Origin of the sequence: Aeromonas fluvialis, assembly GCF_000819885.1 — a bacterium.
Classification (GTDB): domain Bacteria; phylum Pseudomonadota; class Gammaproteobacteria; order Enterobacterales; family Aeromonadaceae; genus Aeromonas; species Aeromonas fluvialis.
Genome location: NZ_CDBO01000071.1, coordinates 1 through 21,626, shown reverse-complemented (window position 1 = coordinate 21,626; position 21,626 = coordinate 1). Strand labels below are relative to the sequence as shown.

Annotated in this window: 28 protein-coding genes and 2 pseudogenes; 19 read left to right on the top strand and 11 right to left on the bottom strand. The window is 58.2% G+C overall.

Features of this window, described 5'->3' with window-relative positions; translation table 11 throughout:
- Positions 1 to 45 precede the first annotated feature (45 nt).
- Together BN1125_RS15950 and BN1125_RS15945 are read left to right on the top strand one after the other, a co-directional pair.
- Positions 46 to 948, top strand: a complete 903-nt coding sequence (locus BN1125_RS15950; protein WP_042013436.1) for a LysR family transcriptional regulator — start codon at positions 46 to 48, stop codon at positions 946 to 948.
- Between the two features lie 9 nt (positions 949 to 957).
- Positions 958 to 1,272, top strand: coding sequence for a putative signal transducing protein (locus tag BN1125_RS15945; RefSeq protein ID WP_042013434.1), 315 nt, complete (start codon positions 958 to 960; stop codon positions 1,270 to 1,272).
- A 7-nt stretch (positions 1,273 to 1,279) separates the two neighbouring features.
- Here the strand turns inward: BN1125_RS15945 and BN1125_RS15940 are convergent, their stop codons facing one another.
- Positions 1,280 to 2,563, bottom strand: a complete 1,284-nt coding sequence (locus tag BN1125_RS15940) for a dicarboxylate/amino acid:cation symporter (RefSeq protein WP_042013432.1) — start codon at positions 2,561 to 2,563, stop codon at positions 1,280 to 1,282.
- A gap of 209 nt (positions 2,564 to 2,772) precedes the next feature.
- Between BN1125_RS15940 and BN1125_RS15935 the strand changes: the two genes are divergently transcribed.
- Positions 2,773 to 3,018, top strand: coding sequence for a YecH family metal-binding protein (locus BN1125_RS15935; protein WP_042013431.1), 246 nt, complete (start codon positions 2,773 to 2,775; stop codon positions 3,016 to 3,018).
- 99 nt (positions 3,019 to 3,117) lie between these two features.
- Complete coding sequence (locus BN1125_RS15930) at positions 3,118 to 3,717, top strand: YhgN family NAAT transporter (RefSeq protein WP_042013430.1); 600 nt, start codon at positions 3,118 to 3,120, stop codon at positions 3,715 to 3,717.
- A 3-nt stretch (positions 3,718 to 3,720) separates the two neighbouring features.
- Here BN1125_RS15930 and BN1125_RS15925 read toward each other — a convergent pair whose 3' ends face one another.
- Positions 3,721 to 4,683 (bottom strand): LysR family transcriptional regulator, encoded by a 963-nt coding sequence (locus BN1125_RS15925; RefSeq protein ID WP_042013429.1) that lies wholly within the window; start codon positions 4,681 to 4,683, stop codon positions 3,721 to 3,723.
- A gap of 305 nt (positions 4,684 to 4,988) precedes the next feature.
- Here BN1125_RS15925 and tatA point away from each other — a divergent pair, with 305 nt between their 5' ends.
- The 3 genes from tatA to BN1125_RS15910 all read left to right on the top strand — a co-directional run bounded on the left by tatA (position 4,989) and on the right by BN1125_RS15910 (position 7,090).
- Positions 4,989 to 5,120: a twin-arginine translocase TatA/TatE family subunit gene (gene tatA / locus BN1125_RS19780; RefSeq protein WP_042013428.1), complete on the top strand. Its 132-nt coding sequence runs from the start codon at positions 4,989 to 4,991 to the stop codon at positions 5,118 to 5,120.
- Positions 5,121 to 5,136: 16 nt separating this feature from the next.
- Positions 5,137 to 5,439: a YfcZ/YiiS family protein gene (locus BN1125_RS15915; RefSeq protein ID WP_042013426.1), complete on the top strand. Its 303-nt coding sequence runs from the start codon at positions 5,137 to 5,139 to the stop codon at positions 5,437 to 5,439.
- 229 nt (positions 5,440 to 5,668) lie between these two features.
- A complete protein-coding gene (locus tag BN1125_RS15910; protein ID WP_084202333.1) occupies positions 5,669 to 7,090 on the top strand; it encodes an MltF family protein in 1,422 nt (473 codons plus the stop codon).
- On the opposite strand, the gene BN1125_RS19290 is transcribed toward BN1125_RS15910, so the two are convergent.
- On the bottom strand, positions 7,080 to 7,244 hold the full coding sequence (locus tag BN1125_RS19290) for a hypothetical protein (RefSeq protein ID WP_167562324.1): 165 nt from the start codon (positions 7,242 to 7,244) through the stop codon (positions 7,080 to 7,082). The genes BN1125_RS15910 and BN1125_RS19290 overlap by 11 nt on opposite strands.
- Positions 7,245 to 7,317: 73 nt before the next feature.
- Here BN1125_RS19290 and BN1125_RS15905 point away from each other — a divergent pair, with 73 nt between their 5' ends.
- A complete protein-coding gene (locus tag BN1125_RS15905) occupies positions 7,318 to 8,571 on the top strand; it encodes a phospholipase D-like domain-containing protein (protein WP_042013424.1) in 1,254 nt (417 codons plus the stop codon).
- Positions 8,572 to 9,149: 578 nt separating this feature from the next.
- Here the strand turns inward: BN1125_RS15905 and murA are convergent.
- The 7 genes from murA to mlaF are packed head-to-tail and all read right to left on the bottom strand — an operon-like array spanning position 9,150 to position 13,670.
- Entirely contained in the window at positions 9,150 to 10,406 is a 1,257-nt protein-coding gene (murA, locus tag BN1125_RS15900; protein WP_042013423.1) for a UDP-N-acetylglucosamine 1-carboxyvinyltransferase, read from the bottom strand.
- Positions 10,407 to 10,424: 18 nt separating this feature from the next.
- A complete protein-coding gene (gene ibaG / locus BN1125_RS15895; RefSeq protein ID WP_042013422.1) occupies positions 10,425 to 10,682 on the bottom strand; it encodes a BolA family iron metabolism protein IbaG in 258 nt (85 codons plus the stop codon).
- A complete protein-coding gene (locus BN1125_RS15890) occupies positions 10,682 to 10,954 on the bottom strand; it encodes an STAS domain-containing protein (protein ID WP_042013421.1) in 273 nt (90 codons plus the stop codon). The genes ibaG and BN1125_RS15890 overlap by 1 nt, the downstream gene beginning before the upstream one ends.
- Positions 10,951 to 11,583 (bottom strand): phospholipid-binding protein MlaC, encoded by a 633-nt coding sequence (gene mlaC, locus BN1125_RS15885; protein ID WP_042013420.1) that lies wholly within the window; start codon positions 11,581 to 11,583, stop codon positions 10,951 to 10,953. The genes BN1125_RS15890 and mlaC overlap by 4 nt, the downstream gene beginning before the upstream one ends.
- A gap of 2 nt (positions 11,584 to 11,585) precedes the next feature.
- Complete coding sequence (mlaD, locus tag BN1125_RS15880; RefSeq protein ID WP_042013418.1) at positions 11,586 to 12,083, bottom strand: outer membrane lipid asymmetry maintenance protein MlaD; 498 nt, start codon at positions 12,081 to 12,083, stop codon at positions 11,586 to 11,588.
- A 7-nt stretch (positions 12,084 to 12,090) separates the two neighbouring features.
- On the bottom strand, positions 12,091 to 12,870 hold the full coding sequence (gene mlaE, locus BN1125_RS15875) for a lipid asymmetry maintenance ABC transporter permease subunit MlaE (RefSeq protein ID WP_042013417.1): 780 nt from the start codon (positions 12,868 to 12,870) through the stop codon (positions 12,091 to 12,093).
- The gene (gene mlaF / locus BN1125_RS15870; protein ID WP_042013416.1) at positions 12,870 to 13,670 is read right to left on the bottom strand and encodes a phospholipid ABC transporter ATP-binding protein MlaF; all 801 of its coding nucleotides are present in this window, start codon (positions 13,668 to 13,670) and stop codon (positions 12,870 to 12,872) included. The genes mlaE and mlaF overlap by 1 nt, the downstream gene beginning before the upstream one ends.
- A gap of 207 nt (positions 13,671 to 13,877) precedes the next feature.
- Between mlaF and BN1125_RS15865 the strand changes: the two genes are divergently transcribed.
- From BN1125_RS15865 to npr, 10 genes are all read left to right on the top strand, one after another.
- Complete coding sequence (locus tag BN1125_RS15865; RefSeq protein ID WP_084202332.1) at positions 13,878 to 14,873, top strand: KpsF/GutQ family sugar-phosphate isomerase; 996 nt, start codon at positions 13,878 to 13,880, stop codon at positions 14,871 to 14,873.
- A complete protein-coding gene (gene kdsC, locus BN1125_RS15860; protein WP_042013413.1) occupies positions 14,873 to 15,427 on the top strand; it encodes a 3-deoxy-manno-octulosonate-8-phosphatase KdsC in 555 nt (184 codons plus the stop codon). The genes BN1125_RS15865 and kdsC overlap by 1 nt, the downstream gene beginning before the upstream one ends.
- Positions 15,424 to 15,984 (top strand): LPS export ABC transporter periplasmic protein LptC, encoded by a 561-nt coding sequence (lptC, locus tag BN1125_RS15855; protein WP_042013412.1) that lies wholly within the window; start codon positions 15,424 to 15,426, stop codon positions 15,982 to 15,984. The genes kdsC and lptC overlap by 4 nt, the downstream gene beginning before the upstream one ends.
- Positions 15,971 to 16,498 carry a lipopolysaccharide transport periplasmic protein LptA gene (lptA, locus tag BN1125_RS15850; RefSeq protein WP_042013411.1) on the top strand — a complete coding sequence of 176 codons (528 nt, stop codon included), beginning with the start codon at positions 15,971 to 15,973 and terminating at the stop codon, positions 16,496 to 16,498. Before lptC ends, lptA begins: the two co-directional genes overlap by 14 nt.
- Positions 16,499 to 16,501: 3 nt before the next feature.
- The gene (gene lptB / locus BN1125_RS15845) at positions 16,502 to 17,227 is read left to right on the top strand and encodes an LPS export ABC transporter ATP-binding protein (protein ID WP_042013410.1); all 726 of its coding nucleotides are present in this window, start codon (positions 16,502 to 16,504) and stop codon (positions 17,225 to 17,227) included.
- 65 nt (positions 17,228 to 17,292) lie between these two features.
- Entirely contained in the window at positions 17,293 to 18,732 is a 1,440-nt protein-coding gene (locus BN1125_RS15840; protein ID WP_042013408.1) for an RNA polymerase factor sigma-54, read from the top strand.
- A gap of 20 nt (positions 18,733 to 18,752) precedes the next feature.
- Positions 18,753 to 19,040, top strand: coding sequence for a ribosome hibernation promoting factor (gene hpf / locus BN1125_RS15835; protein WP_005336323.1), 288 nt, complete (start codon positions 18,753 to 18,755; stop codon positions 19,038 to 19,040).
- Positions 19,041 to 19,042: 2 nt separating this feature from the next.
- Entirely contained in the window at positions 19,043 to 19,489 is a 447-nt protein-coding gene (gene ptsN, locus BN1125_RS15830; protein WP_042013406.1) for a PTS IIA-like nitrogen regulatory protein PtsN, read from the top strand.
- 45 nt (positions 19,490 to 19,534) lie between these two features.
- Complete coding sequence (gene rapZ / locus BN1125_RS15825) at positions 19,535 to 20,401, top strand: RNase adapter RapZ (protein WP_042013404.1); 867 nt, start codon at positions 19,535 to 19,537, stop codon at positions 20,399 to 20,401.
- Between the two features lie 20 nt (positions 20,402 to 20,421).
- Positions 20,422 to 20,694, top strand: coding sequence for a PTS phosphocarrier protein NPr (npr, locus tag BN1125_RS15820; RefSeq protein ID WP_005336318.1), 273 nt, complete (start codon positions 20,422 to 20,424; stop codon positions 20,692 to 20,694).
- A 16-nt stretch (positions 20,695 to 20,710) separates the two neighbouring features.
- Here npr and BN1125_RS19775 read toward each other — a convergent pair.
- Positions 20,711 to 21,108, bottom strand: a pseudogene (locus BN1125_RS19775) (PTS sugar transporter subunit IIA); the annotation flags it as partial.
- A gap of 82 nt (positions 21,109 to 21,190) precedes the next feature.
- Here BN1125_RS19775 and BN1125_RS18720 point away from each other — a divergent pair.
- Positions 21,191 to 21,626, top strand: a pseudogene (locus BN1125_RS18720) (DUF4277 domain-containing protein); the annotation flags it as partial.

The window sequence follows — 21,626 nt, the reverse complement described above, 5'->3', positions numbered from 1 at the left end:
CGATTAGTATTGGTTCACGAGATATACAGTTTCACTGGTGCAACAATGGATCTCAATGCCGCGTTAATTCTGGTGCGGATCGTCGACAAGGGGTCATTTACGGGGGCCGCCCGGGAGCTGGGGATGACCAAGGCGATGGTCAGTCGCCGGATCGCCGAGCTGGAACAGCGGCTCGGAGTTCGCCTGCTTTATCGCTCCACCCGTCAGCTCACTCTGACCGAGGAAGGGGAGCAGTACTACCTGCGTTGCAGTAAGGCGGTTGAAGAGCTGGCCCAGGCCGAGCTGATGCTGAGTGCCAGCCAGCAGGAAGTGACCGGTACCCTCAAACTGGCAGTGCCCATTGAGACGGGACAGTTGGTGATCGGCCGCATGGTCGCCAAATTTTTGCAGTGTTATCCCGGCCTGCAGGTCGAGCTGGAGCTGACCAACCGGGTGGTGGACCCCATCAGCGAAGGACTGGATGCGGTGGTACGAATTGGTGACATGAGCGACTCCAATCTGGCGGCGCGTCGACTCTGGAGCGCCAGCCGACTGCTCTGTGCCAGCCCTGATTATCTGGCGCGAACACCTGCCATCACCCGGCCGGAGGATCTTGCCCATCATGAGCGGGTGACGGTCAGCAGCGGTTTTCTCGCCTCCCACTGGTGCTTTGAGCGAGCGGGTAAAGAGGTGCTGGTCGACCCCCCATCCCGTTTTCGGGTCAACAATATTACCTGTGCCCGCGAGGCGGCAAAGGCGGGGCTGGGGTTGGCGTCGTTACCCGCTATGCTCTGTCAGGAGGAGCTGGCCAGTGGCGAACTGGTGGGGTTGTTATCAGAGTGGCAGCAACCCAAAGTGCCCATCTATCTGTTGTTTCCGGAGCAGCGGCTGATGCCGCGCAAGTTGCGGGCATTCATCGATTTCATGGTAGAGAGCGGCGCCGAGTTCGGTATCGAGAAAATGTTATAAGGGGAAGCTATGGATAACTGGATCAATCTCTATCGCGCTTCACACACGCTGGAGGCACACGCCCTGAAAGGGGCGCTGGAGGCAGAAGGGCTGCTGGTGCGACTCAATGGTGATGGCCTCTCCGGCGCTCTGGGCGAGCTGCCGGTTGACCTGCTGCAGGTGACCTTGATGGTACGGGCTGAGGATCGCAGCAGAGCAGGACGGGTCATCGAGCGTTACCAGCAGCGTCAGGGTAACAGCTGGCTGTGCGGTCAGTGCGGTGAGGAGAACGGCGCTAATTTTGACCTCTGCTGGCGCTGTCATCACGATCCCCACGACAGCTGATCTTCTGCTAGCGTGGCGGGAACTCGATATCTTCCCCCGCACTGGCATCGTGATAGGTCGCCAGATCCAGCTCGTTTTCACTGCGGGCGATCAGCACTGACACCAGAATATCCCCCGATACGTTGACCGTGGTGCGCGCCATGTCGAGGATCCGGTCAATACCTGCAATCAGCGCCACCCCTTCCAGTGGCAACCCCACGGCGGTCAGGGTCAGGGTCAGCAGCATCAGCCCGGTGCCGGGAGTGCCCGCCGTGCCTATACTGGCCAGGGTGGCGATGCTGATGATGGTCAGGTAATCGACCATGTGCAGATCCACCCCGAATGCCTGCGCCACGAACAGCGCAGTGACGCCCTGATAGAGGGCGGTGCCATCCATGTTGATGGTGGCGCCGATGGGCAGCACCTTGGCGGTGATGGCGGGAGAGACACCCAGCCGCTTCTCGGCGCAGGCCAGACTGATGGGCAGGGTGCTGCTGCTCGAGCTGCTGGTAAATGCAACCGCCTGGGCATCGACGATGCTCTTGAAGTAGTGCAAGGGATTGAGCCGTGCCAGCAGGAGTAGCAGGGCACTGTAGACCCCGAGCACGTGCAGCAGGCAGCCGAGGTAGACGGCGCCGATCACCTTGAGCAGCGGCAGCAGCAGGTCGAGGCCATACTTGCCGGTCATCCAGGCCATCAGGGCGCAGACGCCATAGGGGGCGAGCGCCATCACCATCTGGGTCAGCTTGAACATCCCCTCTGCCAGCGAGGTGAAGAAGAGGATGGCGGGCCGACCGCGGCGTCCACTTGCATTGAGGGCCACCGCTAGCGCGACGGCCAAGACGATCACCTGTAGGATCTTGCCATCCACCATCGCCGGTACCGGGTTACTCGGCACTAATTGACTCAGTACGCTGGCCATTGTTGGTTGGGCTGCTACACCGAGTCGCTGATGAGGGTCCATATTGGCGCCCATGCCGGGTTCCAGCAGCCAGCCCATCATCAGACCGATGCAGATGGCGATGGCGGTAGAGCAGAAGTAGAGGCAGATCGCCTTGTTGCCGATGCGATCCAGTCCCTTGCCCTTGAGCAGAGAAGTGAGACCGGCGATGACCGAACAGAAGATGAGGGGCACCATCAGCATCTGGATGGTATTGACGAACAAAACGCCCAGGGGTTTGAGCAGCAGAGCCTGCTCCTCAAAGCCGACACCCAGCCCGACGCCGATCAGCATGCCGATCAGGGTCTTGAGCCAGAGGGGGCGGCGGGTCCAGATCTGCCAGGGCTTGAGAGCCTCTCCATGGAACAGCATGACGCCAATATCCTTATAAATGGTCTGCGATGGCGAAAAAGGGGCGCCAGTGTAGCGATCCCTGATGCGGGTTGCCACATTATCGACAAAGCGGCGGTGCTGACCACTCCTCTGGCCAGGTAATGCACGATTTATTGGCTTATATCAAGATCCCTTCTGGCCGAGCGATATTTAATTGGCATTAAATATGTTCATTAATGAGGTGAGAGATGTCGCAATCGATTCATGGTCACGAAGTGATGGAGATGATGCTGGCGCAAGGTGGCCAATTTACCCGTGCCAGCCTGAAACTGGGGATGGCCGAGCGGTTTGGTGCCGAAGCCCGTTTTCATACCTGCAGCGCCAGCGAGATGGATGCAGAAGCGCTGATCGACTTTTTGGCCGCCCGCGGCAAATTCATCGACTCGGCAGAGGGCTTTCAGACCCGCGCTGACAAGATCTGCAACCACGGTTAACCCTGCTGCGAGCGCATCATGGCGCTCGCTGAATTCTTCACCCTTTGCTATATTTCGCCCCCTCTCTTTTCCCTCTTCAAGGCGTAGCCAGGGCGTTGTATGGATGCTTTCTCTGCCGCAGTCATGCTGTTTCTGATCATGGACCCGCTGGGCAATCTGCCGGTCTTTCTCTCCATCCTGCGTCATATCGATCCCAAGCGGCGACGCAAGGTGATGATCCGCGAACTGCTTTTTTCGCTGGCCATCATGATGCTGTTTCTCTTCGTCGGTCAGCAGATCCTTGGCTTCCTCAACCTGCGCCAGGAAGCTGTCAGCATCGCGGGGGGCATCATCCTGTTCCTGATCGCCATCAAGATGATCTTCCCCAGTGAAGGGGGCGTGACCGGATTGGCAGCGGGCGAGGAGCCCTTCCTGGTGCCGATGGCGATCCCGATGATTGCCGGTCCCTCGATCCTGGCCTCTTTGATGCTGCTGGCCAATCAGGAGCCCACCCGCATGGTGGACTGGTCGCTGGCGCTCTTTATTGCCTGGGCCGCCAGTGCGGTGATCCTGATGTTCTACGAGGTATTCAACAAGCTGCTGGGTGAGCGGGGACTCACTGCGGTGGAGAGGCTGATGGGCATGCTGCTGGTGATGATCTCGGTCCAGATGCTGCTGGACGGGGTGCATCACTATCTGGCGGTGACCGCCATCCCCTGATCCTCATTGCCCTTGGGGGGGCGGTAGCTGACTCATGATCTGGGTCAACAGCAGATCCCGCAGCCATCGGTGGCCCGGATCTTCGTTGTGACGCTGATGCCAGATCAGCAGGTGGGAGATGCTGTCCAGCCCTATGGGCAGCGGTAGCTGCAGCAGCGGGTAAACCTGGGTGGCGTGACGGGCATAGAGCTTGGAGAGGGTCACTATCATGTCGGAGTGCATCCCGATCCGCAGTGCGGCCTCGAAGGAGGGTACGGTCGCATCGATGCGCCGGTAGAGCCCCTGCTCCGCCAGCTTGTGATCCAGCATCCAGCGATCCCGCCCTTCGCAGTAAGTCTGCACATGGGGATAGCTCAGGTAGTGATCCAGATTCCAACAGGGTTCCCGCAAGGCGGGGTGGTGCTGTTGCACCAGACAGGTGAGATCATCGATGGCCAGCAGGTGCTGACAGATACTGCCGGGCAGGGTATCGAGCCGGTAATCGGAGCTGATGCAGTTCTCCCGCACAGCGAAGGCGATGTCCACCTGCCCCTGGCTCATCTCGGTCAGGCTGTGCTCGTTCCACTCCTCATAACGCAAGCGAACCCGTGGAGCCAGCCGTTTCAGCTCGCTCAGGTAGAGCGGCGCAAACAGGGTGAAGGCGCTGTCCATGCTCGCAATGACGAACTCTCTCTCCGAGCTGGCGGGGTCGAATTCGGGCGGCTGGATCAGGTTGTCCAGCGACAGCAGGATGGGTTGCAACTGCTGCTGCAACGCAAGGGCGCGGCCGGTGGGTTCCAGTCCGAAGGCGGAGCGGATGAAGAGGGGATCGTTGAAGGTATCGCGCAGACGGCCGAGGGCCTTGCTGACGGCGGACTGACTCAAGTGGAGTCTGCGTGCTGCCTTGCTGCCGTTGCGCTCCTCCAGCAGCACTTGCAGGATAATCAGCAAATTGAGGTCGATGCGACCCAGTTGTTCCAACAGCATGATATGAATCCCCTTCAATTCTAAGATGAATTTATACCATTTGTTTTCATATCTTGGTGATCTTATCCTCGAATGGTCTCAGGTTCGCATGAACCACTGGTACAGGATGTAGCGGTTGAGGGGACACGTAGCACAATCAATATGGCGACCTCATGGTCGCCCTATTTTTTGCTATGATTTATTTGGTCACTTGCACCTGCCTTGATTTTGCCCAACAATCCCTGCGCTCTATTTTGATACAAGTACCAGATATCTTTTTGTGGGTGGGTGCCCGTAGGGGTCTCTGTCGAGTTCATGTCTGGCATATGTTGATCCTCTTGCTGGTCGCTGTGCTGGTTTTCGGCAGCAAGCGTCTTGCCAGTGCAGGTGAGGATCTGGGGACCGCCATCAAAGATTTTCGCAAGGCGATGCGTGACGACGAAAATCATCCGAAATAAGCAGTAGGAGTAGAAAATGTCTGTAGACGAGAAAGTTGAACTGAACGAAACCTGTGACAGCTGCGGCTGTTTTGCCGAGATCGGCACCATCATCGGCGAAGGCGACGATGTGATGGAGCTGGTTATTGAAGCCGCGGCCGAGGCTGATGCCCACGCCAAGCTGGCTGCCTATGAAGCTCTGGCCAGGCAGGTCACTGCCGAAGCTCAAGTGAGCAGTGAACTGACCCAGGGTGAAAGCGGTGTGATCCTGAAAGCCCGCCTGCAATTCACCTGTACCGCTGAAAAACTGATTTTCGAAATGCGGGCCCGCTCTATCTGAGTTGTCTGATAACGCGGCAGCTTTGCCTGCCGTGTTGACCCTTCTGCTGTGGGGCGGCGTTCTATAGTTACTCTATCCCACAGACGTTTTTGCCCGGCGCGAGTCGGCCAACAGAAGGTGCAAACATCATGACGCAGCGATGGGTCTCGGCCCCCAATCCCACTTTCTATCGTAATCTGTGCTGCCAACCTGCAGCAGGCGTGACGTCAGCGCAGGGGCAGCCATCCTGATGCGGCGCTGGCTCTGGGCTCTGCTGGCCCTCTGTTGTTTTCCCCTGCTGGCGGCTGAACTCAAGCCACAGCGTCTGCCCCAACCCGGGGACCTCGAAAGCATTTTGCAAAAACGCGAACTCAGGGCTCTGGTGGTCTATGAGCGCGGCTTCTATTTTCTCGATCGTGGATCCCAGTTCGGCATTCTGGTCAATCAGCTGCAAGGGTTCGAACGCTGGTTGAACAACTCCTATCTCGCCAAAGAGAAGGTCAAGCTCAAAGTGGTTTACATCCCGGTGCGGCAGGACAAGCTGCTGGACTATCTGGCTGAGGGGCGTGGCGATCTGGTGGCGGCCACCATGACGGTGACCCCGACCCGGCGTGAACAGGTGGCCTTCTCCCGGCCACTCATCTCTTCCATTGAGGAGTGGGTGGTGAGCCAGAAGAGCCTGCCCGCCTTCAGCCGCATTACCCAGCTCTCCGGCAGACGGGTCTGGGTGCGCGCCAGCTCCAGCTACTACGAGAGCCTGCGTCAGCTCAACTGGCTGTTTCGCGAGCTGGGGTTGCCCCCAGTCTATATCGAGACGGTGCCCGAATACCTGCAGGATGGCGATCTGCTGGAGATGGTGGCCGCCGGCATTATTCCCCTGACGGTGACCGACAGCTTCAAGGGGCGGATCTGGCTGGGGGGCATGATCTCCGGCCTCAAGGCCCACAAGCTGATCCCCCTGCGCAGCAACGGCACCAGCGCCTGGGCGCTGCGCAAAAACAGTCCCGAACTGCTCAAAGCTGTCAATGGCTATCTGGCGAGTGTCAGCCGCAACAGCCTTTACAGCGACATGACCCTGCGCCGGTTGTTGGTTCACAGCGATCAGATGAGCAATATTTTGGCGCCGGACCCCATGGGGCGTCTGGCGATCATTCGCCAGGTGCTGGAGAAGTACGCCAATCAATACGATCTCGACTGGCTGATGTTGGCTGCGCTCGGTTATAAGGAGTCCGGCCTCAATCCCAAGGTGCTATCGCACAAGGGGGCCGTGGGCATTATGCAACTGCTGCCCAGCACGGGGCGGGAGGTCGGCATCAAGGGCGCCAGGCTGACTACCCTCGAGGGGAATGTGGAGGCCGCTTGCCGCTACATGCGGTTGATCCTCGATACCTACTTCAATGATCCCAAGCTGGATCGGCTCAATCGCCACCTGTTTGCCCTCGCCGCCTACAACGCGGGGCCAAACCGGGTTCAGGCCCTGCGGGGCAAGGCAGAAAAGTTGGGGCTCGATCCCAATGTCTGGTTCGGTAACGTGGATCAGTTGGTGGCCAACGAAGTCGGACAGGGGCCGATCAACTATGTCGGCACCATCTACAAGTACTACGTGGCCTATCGTTTCAGCTTGCCCCAGATCGAGGGCAAGGCTGCCGCTATCGAAGCGGCTAAGCCCTGAGCCGGTTGACCGGCAGGGTCGCCTGTACGGTCGGCAATTGCCAGCCACCGTCCCTGTGTTGTAAAAACCAGTGGGCGGGGCCGGTGGCCGGGATGAGATCTGGCTGGCTGAGCTGGCCGAGATAGCGCAACATCGGGGTATCATGCAGTTCCATCAGCAACTCCTTTTGAATATGTGAAGAGGCTCACCAGCGTTATGACACCCGGCCATGACAGCAGGATGACACGATGATCCCCGGATCCTTTGCCCTGATCGATGATCCCCGGCTGGCACTCAAGGTGCGCTGCCACTGGATCCGTCATGCCCGCGAGCGGATCCAGGCGCAGTATTACAGCTGGGAGGAGGACAGCAGCGGCAAGTTGCTGTTGAGCGAGCTGCTCCATGCCGCCCGGCGCGGCGTCAAGGTGCAACTGCTGGTGGATGATCTCTATGCCGGTGACAACCGCTTTCTGGAGATGGTGGCCTACTACCCGGGGATCGAGGTACGGCTGTTCAATCCCTTCTGGCTGAGGGGCTGGCGCCCGCTGGCACTGCTGCTGGAGGGGCTGCTCAGCTTTCGCCGCATCAACCACCGGATGCACAACAAGCTGTTGCTGGTGGATGGCAAGCTGGCGCTGATAGGCGGGCGCAATATTGGCGATCGCTACTTCGATCTGGATCTGCAAGCCCCCTTCGTGGATCTCGATCTCGCCTGTCAGGGGGGGCTGTGCCAGCAGATGGTGCAGGGGTTCGAGCTGTTCTGGCACAGCCGCTGGAGCCACCCCATCCGCCACTTGCTGCGCCGTGAGCCGCTGTCCGCCGAAATCCAGGTGGTCAACGACTTCCTGTTCACCATGACGGATCCGGCCGTGGCAAGGGTCTACGATCTGCCCGCTGCGCTGTTTGACGGGGTCGACCTGCCTCTGCAGTGGCAGGAGGGGTGGGGCGAGGTGTGGTTCGACCGCCCAGGCAAGGGGCTGATCTCCCGCCCCACCACCGCCCGTCAGCTGTGGCGCCAGCTGGCTGATCATCCCGGCTCGCTGGGGTTGGTGACCCCTTACCTCATCCTCACCCGCGGGTTTCGGCACCGCTTGGCGCGGCTGCGCCAGCAGGGTGTCGCCATCGACATTCTCACCAACTCGCTGGCCAGCACCGATGTGCCGCTGGTCTATGGCGCCTATCAGCGTTATCTCGGCTGGTTGCTGCGCCGCGGGATCCGGGTTGCCGAGTTTGACCATGGCCACGGCAGCCTGCATGCCAAGCTGATCCTGCTGGGGGAGGATCGGGCGCTGTTTGGCAGCCTTAACCTCGATCCCCGCTCGCTCTTTCTCAATACCGAGCTGATGCTGCATCTGCACTGCCCCCCAATCTGCGAGGCGCTGCACATGTGGTTGGCTCGTTGGCAGGAGCAGGCCGATAGCGCGCCGCGTAAACCCGAAGGATGGTCAAGGCGGCTGATAGCCCGGCTGAGCGACTGGTTGCCACTGCGTCGCTGGTTGTGAGACGGCCAATTTTTGTGCGAGATATCGCAAAGCCTTGTAAGCCATTGCAGATGAATCTTGCAGGCGAGCGACCATGGATGAGGTTATACTTTTGTTTTATAACAACTTATTGGTGATGATGAGGCTGTTTTTTTGTACCCTGATGTGAATGGCGTGAGCATAAAAACGTTTTTTATTATATTTTTATGCGTAATATTTCAGTTGCAAGGACAAATACGGCGGCTTGTCTGCCGTGTGGACGAGGGTTGTAACGGGTTGCTGGCCATTTGCATCGCTGCACTTGGCGCGCACTTTAGATGGGTCGCTAACTGTTGGAAAGTGAAACAGAGACCCGGTGTAGCCGGACTCCAATATGGAACATGCTATTTGCGAGGGGGTGACATGGAGATGTCACCCCACTTTTTTGGCTCTGTGATGAGGCTAGAGCCAGCGTGCGTCGACAGACCGGAGGGTAGGTAAACGGCCCTGCATGCAACGGACCACACTCTCGTTAACATTGAGACAGCTATGGGGAATGTGAAAAAGGCCCCCTCACCAACGCGAGGGGGCCTTTTTATCGGCCAGCGATCTGGGGCTTATCAGCCCTTGATGCGCTCGATGCGACCACCCAGACCCTGCAGCTTGTGCTCGATGTCTTCATAGCCACGGTCGATGTGATAAATACGGTCGACGATGGTGGAGCCTTCGGCTACGAAACCGGCTAGCACCAGACTGGCGGAGGCGCGCAGATCGGTTGCCATCACCTGGGCGCCCTTGAGCTGTTCGGCGTCGCGGCAGATGGCCACATTGCCCTGCAGTTCGATGTCGGCGCCCATTCGTACCAGTTCGGGCACGTGCATGAAGCGATTCTCGAAGATGGTCTCGGTGACCATGCCGGTGCCTTTGGCGACGGTGTTCAGCACGGTGAACTGTGCCTGCATGTCGGTTGGGAAGGCGGGGTAAGGGGCCGTCTTGATGGTGACCGGCTTGAGGGTGCGGCCAGTCATGTCGAGGGTGATCCAGTCTTCACCCTTCTCAATCAGGGCGCCAGCCTCTTCCAGCTTGACCAGTACGGCCTCCAGCAGGGTCGGATCGGTCTTGCGGCAGGTGATCTTGCCGCCGGTAACCGCTGCGCCCACCAGGAAGGTGCCGGTTTCGATACGGTCTGGCTGCACGCTGTAGCTGCCTCCGTGCAGACGCTCGACACCGTCGATGGTCAGGGTATCGGTGCCCGCGCCCTGAATGTTAGCTCCGAGCGTGTTGAGGAAGTTGGCCAGATCGACCACTTCCGGCTCGCGGGCTGCGTTTTCGATCACGGTGCGGCCATCCGCCAGGGTGGCGGCCATCATCAGGTTTTCGGTACCTGTGACGGAGACCATATCCATCAGGATGTGGGCGCCCTTGAGACGGCCGTCGACACGGGCCTTGATGTAACCATCTTCGATAGTGATCTTGGCACCCATCAGCTCCAGGCCGTGGACGTGCAGGTTGACCGGACGGGCTCCGATGGCGCAACCGCCGGGCAGGGAGACGTCGGCGGCACCGAAACGGGCGGCCAGCGGGCCCAGCGCCAGAATGGAGGCACGCATGGTCTTCACCAGTTCGTAGGGGGCGACGTGGTTGTTCACCGCCCCGGTCAGCACGGTCACGTTGCCGTTGACCTTGGTGGTCGCGCCCAGCATCTCCAGCAGCTTGATGGTGGTACCTACATCTTTCAGGCGTGGCACGTTGGAGAGCTGAACCTTTTCGTCGCACAGCAGGGTGGCGAACAGGATCGGCAGGGCCGCGTTTTTGGCGCCAGAGATGGTCACTTCGCCGCTGAGAGTACAACGACCATCGATTTTGAATTTGTCCATTTTTACTTCGTTACCAAATCAGGAGGGCAATAGGAATTTACGTTCGCGTTTCCACTCGGCGTCGGTGAACGCCTTGATGGAGAGGGCATGAATGGCGTTGCTGGCGATCTTGTCCATCAGCGGGGCATAGATGGCCTGCTGCTTCGTGACCCGGCTCATGCCGTCAAACATGTCACCGACGGCGATCACCTGATAGTGACTCCCGTCCCCTTTGACATGGACTTCGGACAATGGCAGAGCCTCAAGGAGTATCGATTCAATTTCAGAGACTTGCATTATGCGTCCTCAGTTGTGAGCGGGGTTGACTGAAACAAATCGGCCACCCCGTAGAGGTTGGCCAAGGTATAAAAATCACTGGAGGCGCCCACCAGTTGCGGTGTGGCGCCTCGTGCCAATACGGCTTTGGCCCATTTGACCAGCAGGGCCAGTCCGGCAGAGTCGAGGGTGGTGACGTTGCCGAGGTTGAGCTGATCGTCCTGCCACCATTCGGTGCGGCGTTGCCACAGGTCATTGACCTGTGGTGCCTGCAGATCTCCGCTCAGGGTCATGACTTGAGCACCAGCGGCTTGGCATTGTGTTCGCGCAACTGGGCGATGACCGCATCGATGCCGTTCTGGCGGATCAAGCCACCGAGCTCGTTCTGTTTGGCGGAGAGCAGGCTGATCCCCTCTGCCACCATGTCGAATGCTTTCCACTCGCCGGTCTTGTTGTTCTTGCGCAGCTTGAACTCGAGGAAAATGTCCGGTTTGCCGGCCTCTTTCACGCTGACGTTAACGGTAGTGATATTGCCGCTGGGGGCTTTGCCCGGCTCGACCTTGACAGTCTGCTTGTCAAAATGGGCCAGTGCATCGGCGTAGGAGCTCACCATGTACTCGGTGAACACCTCGACGAAGGCATTGCGCTGCGCTTCGGTGGTCTCTTTAATCTGGTTGCCAAGCACCTTGTAGGCGGCGAAGCGGTTGTCCACATAGGGCAGCAGCTCTTCGCGGATGATCACCCGCAGGTGTTCCGGATTGCTTTTCACCTGCGCCTGATCGGCCTTCAGGCGGGCAAAGGTCTGCTTGGCAGCCTGATCCACCAGCGCGTTGGGATCGGTGGCATCTACTGCGGCCTGGGCAGACAGGGAAAAGAGCATGCTGGTCATCAGACCCAGCAGCAGGGCGATTTTCTTGAACATGATTACTCCTTCTTGCTGTCTGATTTGCTGTCGGAAGACTGGCTGTAGAGGAACTTGCCAATCAGATCTTCCAGTACGATGGCGGATTTGGTGTCTTCAATCAGGTCGCCATCATTGAGCATCTCGGTCCCCATCTCTTCATCGCTGAAGCCGGGGGCCAGACCGATGTACTGCTCGCCCAGCAGGCCGGACGTGAGGATAGAGAGAGAGCTGGTATCGGCAAACTGGCCCGCGCTCTTTTGCATCATCAGAGTCACTTCGGGTACCTGGGTGGTCGGATCCAGTACGATGTCGCTGACCCGCCCCACTACCACGCCACCGACCTTGACCGGCGAACGGACTTTCAGGCCGCCGATATTATCGAAATGCGCGCGCAGGGTATAGGTTTCTCCCTCCGGTTTGAAGCTCAAACCGGCCACTTGCAGTGCCAGTGCCAAAATGGCACCGATACCAGCCAGCATGAAGGTGCCGACCAGGAATTCTACTTTGCTGAACTTCATCTTTACCTTATCCAAACATGACTGCAGTGAGTATAAAATCCAGGCCGAGCACGGCGAGGGATGAGTGGACCACGGTACGGGTCGTGGCCTGACTGATCCCGGCCGAGGTTGGCTTGGCGTCATAGCCGTTAAAGAGCGCAATCCAGGTAACCACCAGGGCGAAAATCAGACTCTTGATGGCGCCCTGCATGATGTCTTCCTGCCAGTCGACGGAGGCCTGCATGGCAGACCAGAAGCCCCCTTCGTCAACGCCGAGCCAGTCCACACCGACCAGCTTGCCGCCGAAGATGCCGATCAGGCTGAACATAAAGGCCAGCAACGGCATGCTGATGACGCCAGCCCAGAAACGGGGGGCAACCACCCGGCGCAGCGGATCGACTGCCATCATCTCGAGGCTCGAAAGTTGCTCGGTGGCCTTCATCAGGCCAATTTCAGCGGTCAGTGCTGAACCGGCACGGCCGGCAAACAGCAACGCCGTGACCACAGGGCCCAGCTCCCGCAACAGGGAGAGAGAGACCAGCGGCCCCAGACTCTGCTCGGCACCGAAATCCTTTAATACGTTGTACCCCTGCAGCGAGAGCACCATGCCGATGAACAGGCCGGAGACCAATATGATAGCCACCGACTGCACGCCCACCACATACAACTGCTGGATCAGCAGCGGGAAGTGCTTGCGCGGCTCGGGTTTGCCCGCCAGCGCGTGAAACAACATGATGGTGGCGCGACCGACGGAGCTGATAAACCGCACTCCGATCCGCCCCAGCTTGCTTATTTGACTTATCAACATCACAGATCCTGTAGCAGATCGCCTGCCGGAAAATGAAACGGAACAGGACCGTCGGGCAATCCTTTGAGGAACTGCTCGACTTCGGGATTGTGCTCCTCGCGTAACTGCTCCGGTGTGCCGTGGGCCACCACCTTGCGATTGGCGATGATGTAGGCGTAATCGGCGATGCTCAGCACCTCCTTCACATCGTGGGTGACGATGACGGAGGTGATGCCAAGGGCATCGTTCAGCTCTTTGATCAGCTTGACCAGCACCGCCATGGTGATGGGGTCCTGTCCGACAAACGGCTCGTCATACATGATGAGGTCGGGGTCAAGGGCGATGGCCCGTGCCAGCGCCGCCCGACGCGCCATACCGCCGGAGAGCTCGGAGGGCATCAGCTTCGCCGCCCCGCGCAAGCCCACCGCCTGCAACTTCATCATGACGATGGTGTGGATCAGCTCCTCCGGCAGGCCGGAGTGCTCCCGCAGCGGGAAGGCCACGTTGTCGTAGACCGTCATGCCAGTAAACAGGGCGCCGCTCTGGAACAGCATGCTCATCCGCTTGCGCACTTCATAGAGGCGCGAACGGGAGAGGGTGGGGATATCTTCCCCGTCAAACAGAATGTGACCGGACTCAGGCTTGAGCTGGCCACCGATCAGCCGCAGCAAGGTGGTTTTACCGATGCCGCTCGGGCCCATGACGGCGGTCACCTTGCCACGAGGAATGGTCAGGTTGATCTCGTCATACAACAGCCGATCTCCGTGACTGAAGGTCAGATCGGAGATGGTGATCAGGTCATTGTTCAAACAATTGTCCATCCGGTGTAAATAAGGTGCGAATTTTATGGGGTAGTCTAAGTCGAAGCAACAGCAAGGAACAACTATTGAACAGGCTGCAAGCCCATTTGCACGACAGTTTTCTGTAACAAAGTGCGTCATTGAGAGCGGGACCTGCCATCCGATTCGCATATCCGGGCAGACTTTTTTATAATCCCGCAGCTAATTTCGGCCCGGAGCTGTGTCTTTATGTCTGTAAAGCCTGAGAAAATGTCTGAACTGTTCGATTTTCGTCGCAGTGCCCGCGCGGTGCTGGACACAGAGAAGCAAGCCATTGATGGACTTTATCAGTATCTGAACGAGGCCTTCGACAAGGCGTGCGAGATGGTACTGCGCTGCGGTGGCAAAATAGTGGTCACCGGAATGGGCAAGTCGGGCCATATCGGCAGCAAGATTGCCGCGACGCTGGCCAGTACCGGTACCCCTGCCTTCTTTCTCCACCCGGGGGAGGCGAGTCACGGCGATCTGGGGATGATCTCCAGCGGAGACCTTATCATCGCCATCTCCAACTCCGGTGAGAGCGACGAAATTCTGGCCCTGCTGCCGGTGCTCAAGCGCCGCGGCATTCCGCTCATCTGCATGACCGGCAATCCGGCCTCCACCATGGCCAAAGAGGCCAATGTACACCTGTGCATCAAGGTGGAGAAAGAGGCCTGCCCGCTGGGCCTGGCACCCACCTCCAGTACCACGGCCACTCTGGTGATGGGCGATGCACTGGCGGTCGCCCTGCTGGAAGCGCGCGGTTTCACCGCCGATGACTTCGCCCTCTCGCACCCGGGCGGTTCCCTGGGCAAGCGTCTGCTGCTGCGGGTGGGCGACCTGATGCACAGCGGTGAGTTGTTGCCCCGGGTGGGGATCAATGCCACCATCAGTGAGGCACTGCTGGAAGTGAGCCGTAAGGGGCTCGGCATGACGGCGGTGGTCGATGGTCATGGCTTGCTGGCCGGGCTGTTCACCGATGGCGATCTGCGCCGTATTCTCGACCAGCAGATCGATATCCATCATACCCCCATCAGCCGCGTGATGACGGCCAACTGTGTTACCGTAGGCCCTGAGATGATGGCTGCAGAGGCTGTCAAGCTGATGGAAACGAGAAAAATCAACGGATTACTGGTCGTGGATGAAGAGAAGCGCCCGCTCGGCGCCTTCAACATGCACGACCTGTTGAAAGCCGGAGTAATTTGATGCAAAACGTACCGACCCTCTATGGTCCGGTGATGCGCAGCCAGTATGACAAGGCGGCGCAAATCCGTCTGCTGGTGTGTGATGTGGACGGTGTGCTCTCCAACGGCCTCATCTATATGGGCAACAGCGGCGAAGAGCTGAAGACCTTCTGCACCCGCGACGGTGCCGGCATGCGAGCGCTGCTCAATGCCGGGATCGAGATTGCCATTATCACGGGGCGCAACTCCCGTATCGTCAGCGATCGGATGAAAAGCCTGGGGGTGGCTCATGTGGTGCAGGGGGCAGATAAAAAGCTGCCTCACTTCGAAGCGCTGCTGGCCAAGCTTGGGCTGACCCCGGAACAGACAGCCTATATGGGCGATGACACCATCGATCTGCCGGTGATGGCCGCTTGCGGTCTGGGTATCGCGGTGGCCGATGCCCATCCGCTGGTGTTGAGTCGTGCCGATATGGTGACTCGTCTTGGTGGGGGCATGGGGGCGGTGCGCGAGGTATGCGATCTCATTCTGCAGGCGCAGGGCCATGACGACTATCAGCCCGAGGCCTCGGTATGAGCAGACAGACCCTGTTATTTGCCCTGCTGTTTCTGGTCGCGCTGGTTGCCTGGCAGTTGGGCAAGGTGGAGCGGGTGCCCCAGAGCGCCGTCAAAATCGAAAACTATCAGCCGGATTTTGTCGCCAAAGATCTGGTGACCACGCGTTTTGATCTGAACGGTCAACGTACCGAACGATTGGAATCGACCTACGCCGAGTATTATCAAATCCTCGAGCAGGCCACTTTCGACAAGCCGGTGGTCTACATGTATGACGATCAGGGGACCGCCGAGTGGCGTGTCACCGCCGAAACCGGCGTGCTCAACACCGATGATAACGTCATTCTGCGGGATAAGGTGCATCTGGATGGGCTGCTGCCCACCTCCTTTATCGCCACGCTGGATACGCCCTATCTGGAGCTGGACCTGGTGACTCAGGATGTGCGCAGCAACCGGGAAGTGAAGATTTTGGGTCAGGATTTCCAGACCCAAGGGGTTGGCCTCAAGGGCCATCTGGACCGCAAATATTTTGAGTTACTGGATCAAGGCCATGCCATCTATTTCAATGAAAAACGCTAATCTGGCCCTCGCAGCCCTGTTGTTGTGTGGCGCGGTGACTGCCAAAGAGTCCGACTTTGCCGAGAAGGTCTACGTCGATGCCATCAAACAGGTGGCCGAGATGCAGGATAACCGTATCACCTTCGAAGAGGATGTGACCATCAATCAGGGCACCATCCAAATCAAGGCGGACAAGGTGGTCGTAACCCGTTCCGGCGAGAAAGGGGCCGAGGTGATGACTGCCTACGGCAAGCCCGCCACCTTTTTTCAGATCCTGGATAACGGCAAGCCGGTCAACGCCCGCGGCAACACCATCCGCTACGAACTGAAGAACCGGCTGGTGACCATCACCGGCAACGGTCAGCTCAAGCAGGAAGATAGTCAAGTCAATGGTGACCTGATCCGCTACGACATCGTCACGCAGAAGATGATTGCCGAGAGCAAGAGCCCGAACCAGCGTGTCAAAACCGTGTTCCTGCCGGATCAGGTAGAGAATTTCGACAAGCCCGCCGATCAGAATAAGCAGGGAAAATAAGCCATGGCAGTGTTAAAAGCAGTGGGCCTGCAGAAGAGCTACAAGCGCCGCATGGTGGTGAGTGACGTCAGTCTTGAGGTGGGCACCGGCCAGATTGTCGGCCTGCTCGGCCCCAACGGGGCGGGCAAGACCACCTCCTTCTACATGATCGTCGGCCTGGTTCAGCGCGATGCCGGTCTCATCACCATCGACGACCAGGACATCAGCCTGCAGCCCATGCATGTGCGGGCTCGCAACGGCATCGGCTATCTGCCGCAGGAGGCCTCCATCTTCCGTCGTCTGTCAGTGTTCGATAACCTGATGGGGGTGATGCAGACTCGCAAGGAGTTGAGTCGCGAAGAGCGGGAGGAGAAGGTTCAGCAACTGCTGGAAGAGTTCAACATCACCCACATTCGCGACAACCTGGGTCAGAGCCTCTCCGGCGGTGAGCGCCGTCGGGTTGAGATTGCCCGAGCGCTCGCTGCCGAGCCGCGTTTTATTCTGCTGGATGAACCCTTTGCCGGGGTTGACCCGATTTCTGTGATAGACATCAAGAAGATCATTCAGCATCTGAAAGATAGGGGCCTTGGCGTCTTGATTACCGACCACAACGTCAGAGAGACTCTGGACGTATGTGAAAAGGCCTATATTGTCAGCCACGGCAAGATGATTGCCGAAGGTGCCCCGGCTGACATCCTCGCCGATGAACAGGTCAAGCGCGTCTATTTGGGCGATCAATTCAGTCTATAGTAAGGGGGCATGCCTTCATTTCCTTTGACGAGTGCCTCGCTGAACATAAGGATATCCCGACGTAGATGAAGCCGACATTACAGTTGCGTCTCGGTCAGTCCCTGACCATGACGCCGCAATTACAACAAGCGATTCGTCTGCTCCAGCTCTCCACTCTGGAACTTCAGCAGGAAATTCAGCAAGCGCTCGAAAACAACCCTCTGCTGGAGCAGGAAGAGAGCGAGGCACAAGAAACCAGCCCGGAAGCGCCGGTCGATGCCAGCCAGCTGGATTCCAGCGATGCCATGGCCCAGGAGCAGATGCCGGACGAGTTGCCGGTGGATACCACCTGGGACGAGGTTTACTCTGCCGGTACCGCCCAGAGCGCGGGCCCCATCCACGATGGGGAAGACAGCGTTTATCAGGGGGAGACCACCGAAAACCTGCAGGATTATCTATTGTGGCAGATGCGGCTCACACCGTTCAGCGATGTGGATGCTGCCATCGCGCTCGCCATCATCGATGCCATCGACGAATCCGGTTATCTGACCCTTGCGCTGGAGGATATCCAGTCTGCCGTCACCAGCGATGACGTAGAGGTGGAACTCGATGAGGTTGAGGCGGTACTCAAGCGGGTGCAGCATTTCGATCCGGTCGGCATTGCTGCCCGTTCTGTGCAGGAGTGTTTGCTGATCCAGCTGGACCAGTATGATCCGCAGACCCCTTGGCTTAATGAGGCCAAGGAGGTGATCCTCGAGCACATGGCGCTGCTCGGCAATCGGGATTACCGCACCCTCGCCCGCAAGACGCGCCTCAAGGAGAGCGACCTCAAGGAGGTGCTGGATCTGATCCAGCTGCTGGAGCCGCGCCCCGGCAATGGCATCATCCAGAGCGACTCCCAATACGTGATCCCCGACGTCTCCGTGGTCAAGAAGGGCAGCAAGTGGGTGGTCGAGCTCAATCCCGAGTCCGCCCCCCGTATCCGGGTTAACGAGTCCTATGCCGCCATGGCTCGCAATGCCCGCAGCAGCACCGACACCCAGTTTATCCGCTCCCATTTGCAGGAAGCCAAGTGGTTCATCAAGAGCCTGGAGAGTCGCAATGACACCCTGCTGAAAGTGGCCAGCTGCATTGTCGAGCAGCAACAAGGCTTTTTCGAGTATGGCGAAGAGGCGATGAAGCCCATGGTGCTCAATGACATCGCCGAAGCGGTGGAGATGCACGAATCGACCATCTCCCGGGTGACGACCCAGAAGTACATGCATACCCCCCGTGGTATCTTCGAATTGAAGTTTTTTTTCTCCAGCCATGTGAACACCGAAGGAGGAGGAGAGTGCTCATCGACCGCAATTCGCGCGCTCATCAAGAAGCTGGTCACGGCAGAGAATCCTGCCAAGCCGTTAAGTGATAGCAAGATCGCGGATTTGCTGGCCGAACAGGGTATTATGGTGGCGAGACGCACGATCGCTAAGTATCGCGAATCCTTGTTTATCCCACCTTCCAATCAGCGCAAACGCCTGGTTTAGGCAAACAAAAGGATGATGTTATGCAAATTAACCTGACCGGACACCATGTCGAGATCACCGAAGCTCTGCGTGATTATGTGAATAACAAATTTGCCAAACTCGAGCGTCACTTCGACCACATCAACAATGTTCATGTGGTGCTTAGTGTGGAAAAACTGAACCAGATTGCCGAAGCCAAATTGCACGTCAGTGGTGGAGAAGTGTTTGCCAACTCTGAACATGCTGATATGTATGCTGCGATAGACACCTTGCTCGACAAGCTGGACAGGCAGATCATCAAGCACAAAGATAAGTTAAATAAAAAATAACCATGCAACTTGAACACATACTGAGTCGGGACTGCACCAAGAGTGCAGTCCCTTGTACCAGCAAGAAACGCGCCCTCGAGATCATCAGCGAGCTGGCCGCCGAACGCCTTGGCACCTCCCGCCAGGCACTGTTCGAATGTTTGCTGGCCCGCGAAAAAATGGGCAGTACCGGGATCGGTGCCGGTATTGCAATTCCCCATGGTCGTATCGACGATGAATTCCCGCCCACCGCGATCCTGATGACGTTTGCCGATCCCATCCCTTTCGAGGCCATCGACAATCAACCGGTTGACCTGCTGTTTGCTTTGCTGGTGCCGGAAAGCGAATGCAAGCAACATCTCAAGACCCTTTCCCTGATGGCTTCCAAGCTGGGTGACAAGGCGGTCTGTCGTCAGTTGCGCCAGGCAACCAGCGATGAAGAGCTCTATCAGATCATGACCTCGGCCTGACAGCAGGCCAAGGATGAGACACCCGTTTTGGCGTGAGGGAACAAGATGCAGTTAATCGTGGTAAGTGGGCGTTCGGGCTCCGGCAAGACGGTAGCCCTTCGAGTGCTGGAAGATCTGGGTTACTACTGTGTGGATAACCTGCCGGTCAATCTGCTGCCTCAACTGATCGTCTCGGTCGAGAGCCAGTACGACAAGCTGGCGGTCAGCATCGATGTGCGTAACCTGCCGAATGATTCGGAAAAACTGGAAAATTTGCTGGCTCAGGTGCGCAATGAGGGGCGAGTAGAGTTTTCGAGCTTCTTCTTCGATGCAGACAACGCCACCCTGCTCAAACGTTATGGCGAGAGCCGTCGTTTGCATCCTCTGTCACGCAACAAGCTGTCGCTGGATGAGGCGATTCGGGAGGAGACCAACCTGCTGGCACCGCTCTCCTCGACCGCTGACCTGCGCATCGACACCACCACCCTCAGCATTCATGACCTGAGCGAATTCATCAAGACTCGGGTGCTCGGCAAGAAAGAGAACGAGCTGGTGCTGGTGTTTGAGTCATTTGGTTTCAAGTACGGCATACCCAAGGATGCCGACTTCGTGTTCGATGCCCGCTTCCTGCCCAATCCGCACTGGATCCCCGAGCTCAAGCCGTTTACCGGCAAGGATGAACCGGTCGCCAGTTACCTCTCGGCGCAGGCGGATGTGATGCTGTTTACCCAGCAGATTGAGAACATGCTGATCACCTGGTTGCCCCATCTGGAGCGCAACAATCGCAGCTACCTCACGGTTGGCATCGGCTGTACCGGCGGTCAGCACCGCTCGGTATTTATCGCAGAACGGTTGGCCAGTGCCTTCCGTTTGCTTGGCAAGAACGTGCAGATCCGCCATCGCACGCTCGACAAGAATGCTCCCCAATCCTGACGGACCAATAGGACGACCCGATGACTGTTTCCGCCTCGGTTGAAGTGAAAAACAAGCTGGGTATTCATGCCAGACCGGCCATGATGCTGTTCGAGCTGGTGCAGGGTTTCGATGCCCACGTGCTGCTGCGCAACGAAGATGGGGTTGAAGCCGATGCTGACAGCATCATAGGTCTGCTGATGCTGGATTCTGCCCAAGGGCGGCAGGTGGAAGTACAGGTTGAGGGCCCCGAAGAGGTGGAGGCCTTGGCCGCCGTGGTGGAGTTGTTCACCTCGGGTTTCAATGAGGAGTAGTACCTCCCCGCCGCTGCTATGACCCCGTCCGGGCCAGCGTTTTGAAGCTGGCAAAGTCCTGACAAGCCAGCAGATTCTTGCTGGCTTTTTCGTTCATGAGCGCTAGGAACAGGCCATAGAGGCCCATTGCCTCCTCGTAATCGCCTTGCTGATGGCCAACACGAAGATGAGTGTCGCAGTTTCCCCATTACCCCAGTCGATCCCCTGTGGGGCCAGTACGGTATACACCAGGGTGCGGCGCGCCAGCAGACCCAGGGAGTGAGGCAGGGCGATCCTTTCTCCCCGCAGGGGGGGGGCGATACTCTCCCGCTCATGCTATGGCGCTCGGAAATTTTGTTTAACCAGTCCCTTGCGCTCCCGCTGATTTGAAGCGGAAATCCCTAAAAATTGGCGAAGCAATGGTTCAGCCGTCATTCCGCACCTGATTTTGGCATTTTCAATGCTTAACAGCGATCGGCCGTTCTGATCTATTACTCTCTTTTGCAGGTAGATCATCATGGCCGCTCCCGCTATCTCTATCCGTAAGCTCGATCACCTTGGTTTGGTTGCTGCACTTTGCCAAGAACTGGGGATCGCCCGCATGATTGATGCTGTGTTCCCCAAAACGCCGCCTTTCAAGGTCTCACACGGTGAAGCCTTGGTGAAAATCAGGCCGGGCTGCCCATCTATATGCAGGCCCTGAGCGGCAATAGTAACGACACCAAGGCCTTTGCCCAGACCGTACGCGGCCACTTGAGCAGCCTAAAGGCCGCGCAGGATTGCCGTTATCTGGTCGGCGATGCGGCGCTGTATTGTGCCGACACCTTGCAACTGCTGGCGCAACAGCAGCAACTGTTTGTCACTCGGGTGCCTGTCACGTTGAACGAGGCCAAGCAGGCCGTGGCAACGATAGGCACCCAGTCGCTGGTTGCGTTGGGCAATGGTTATCATGG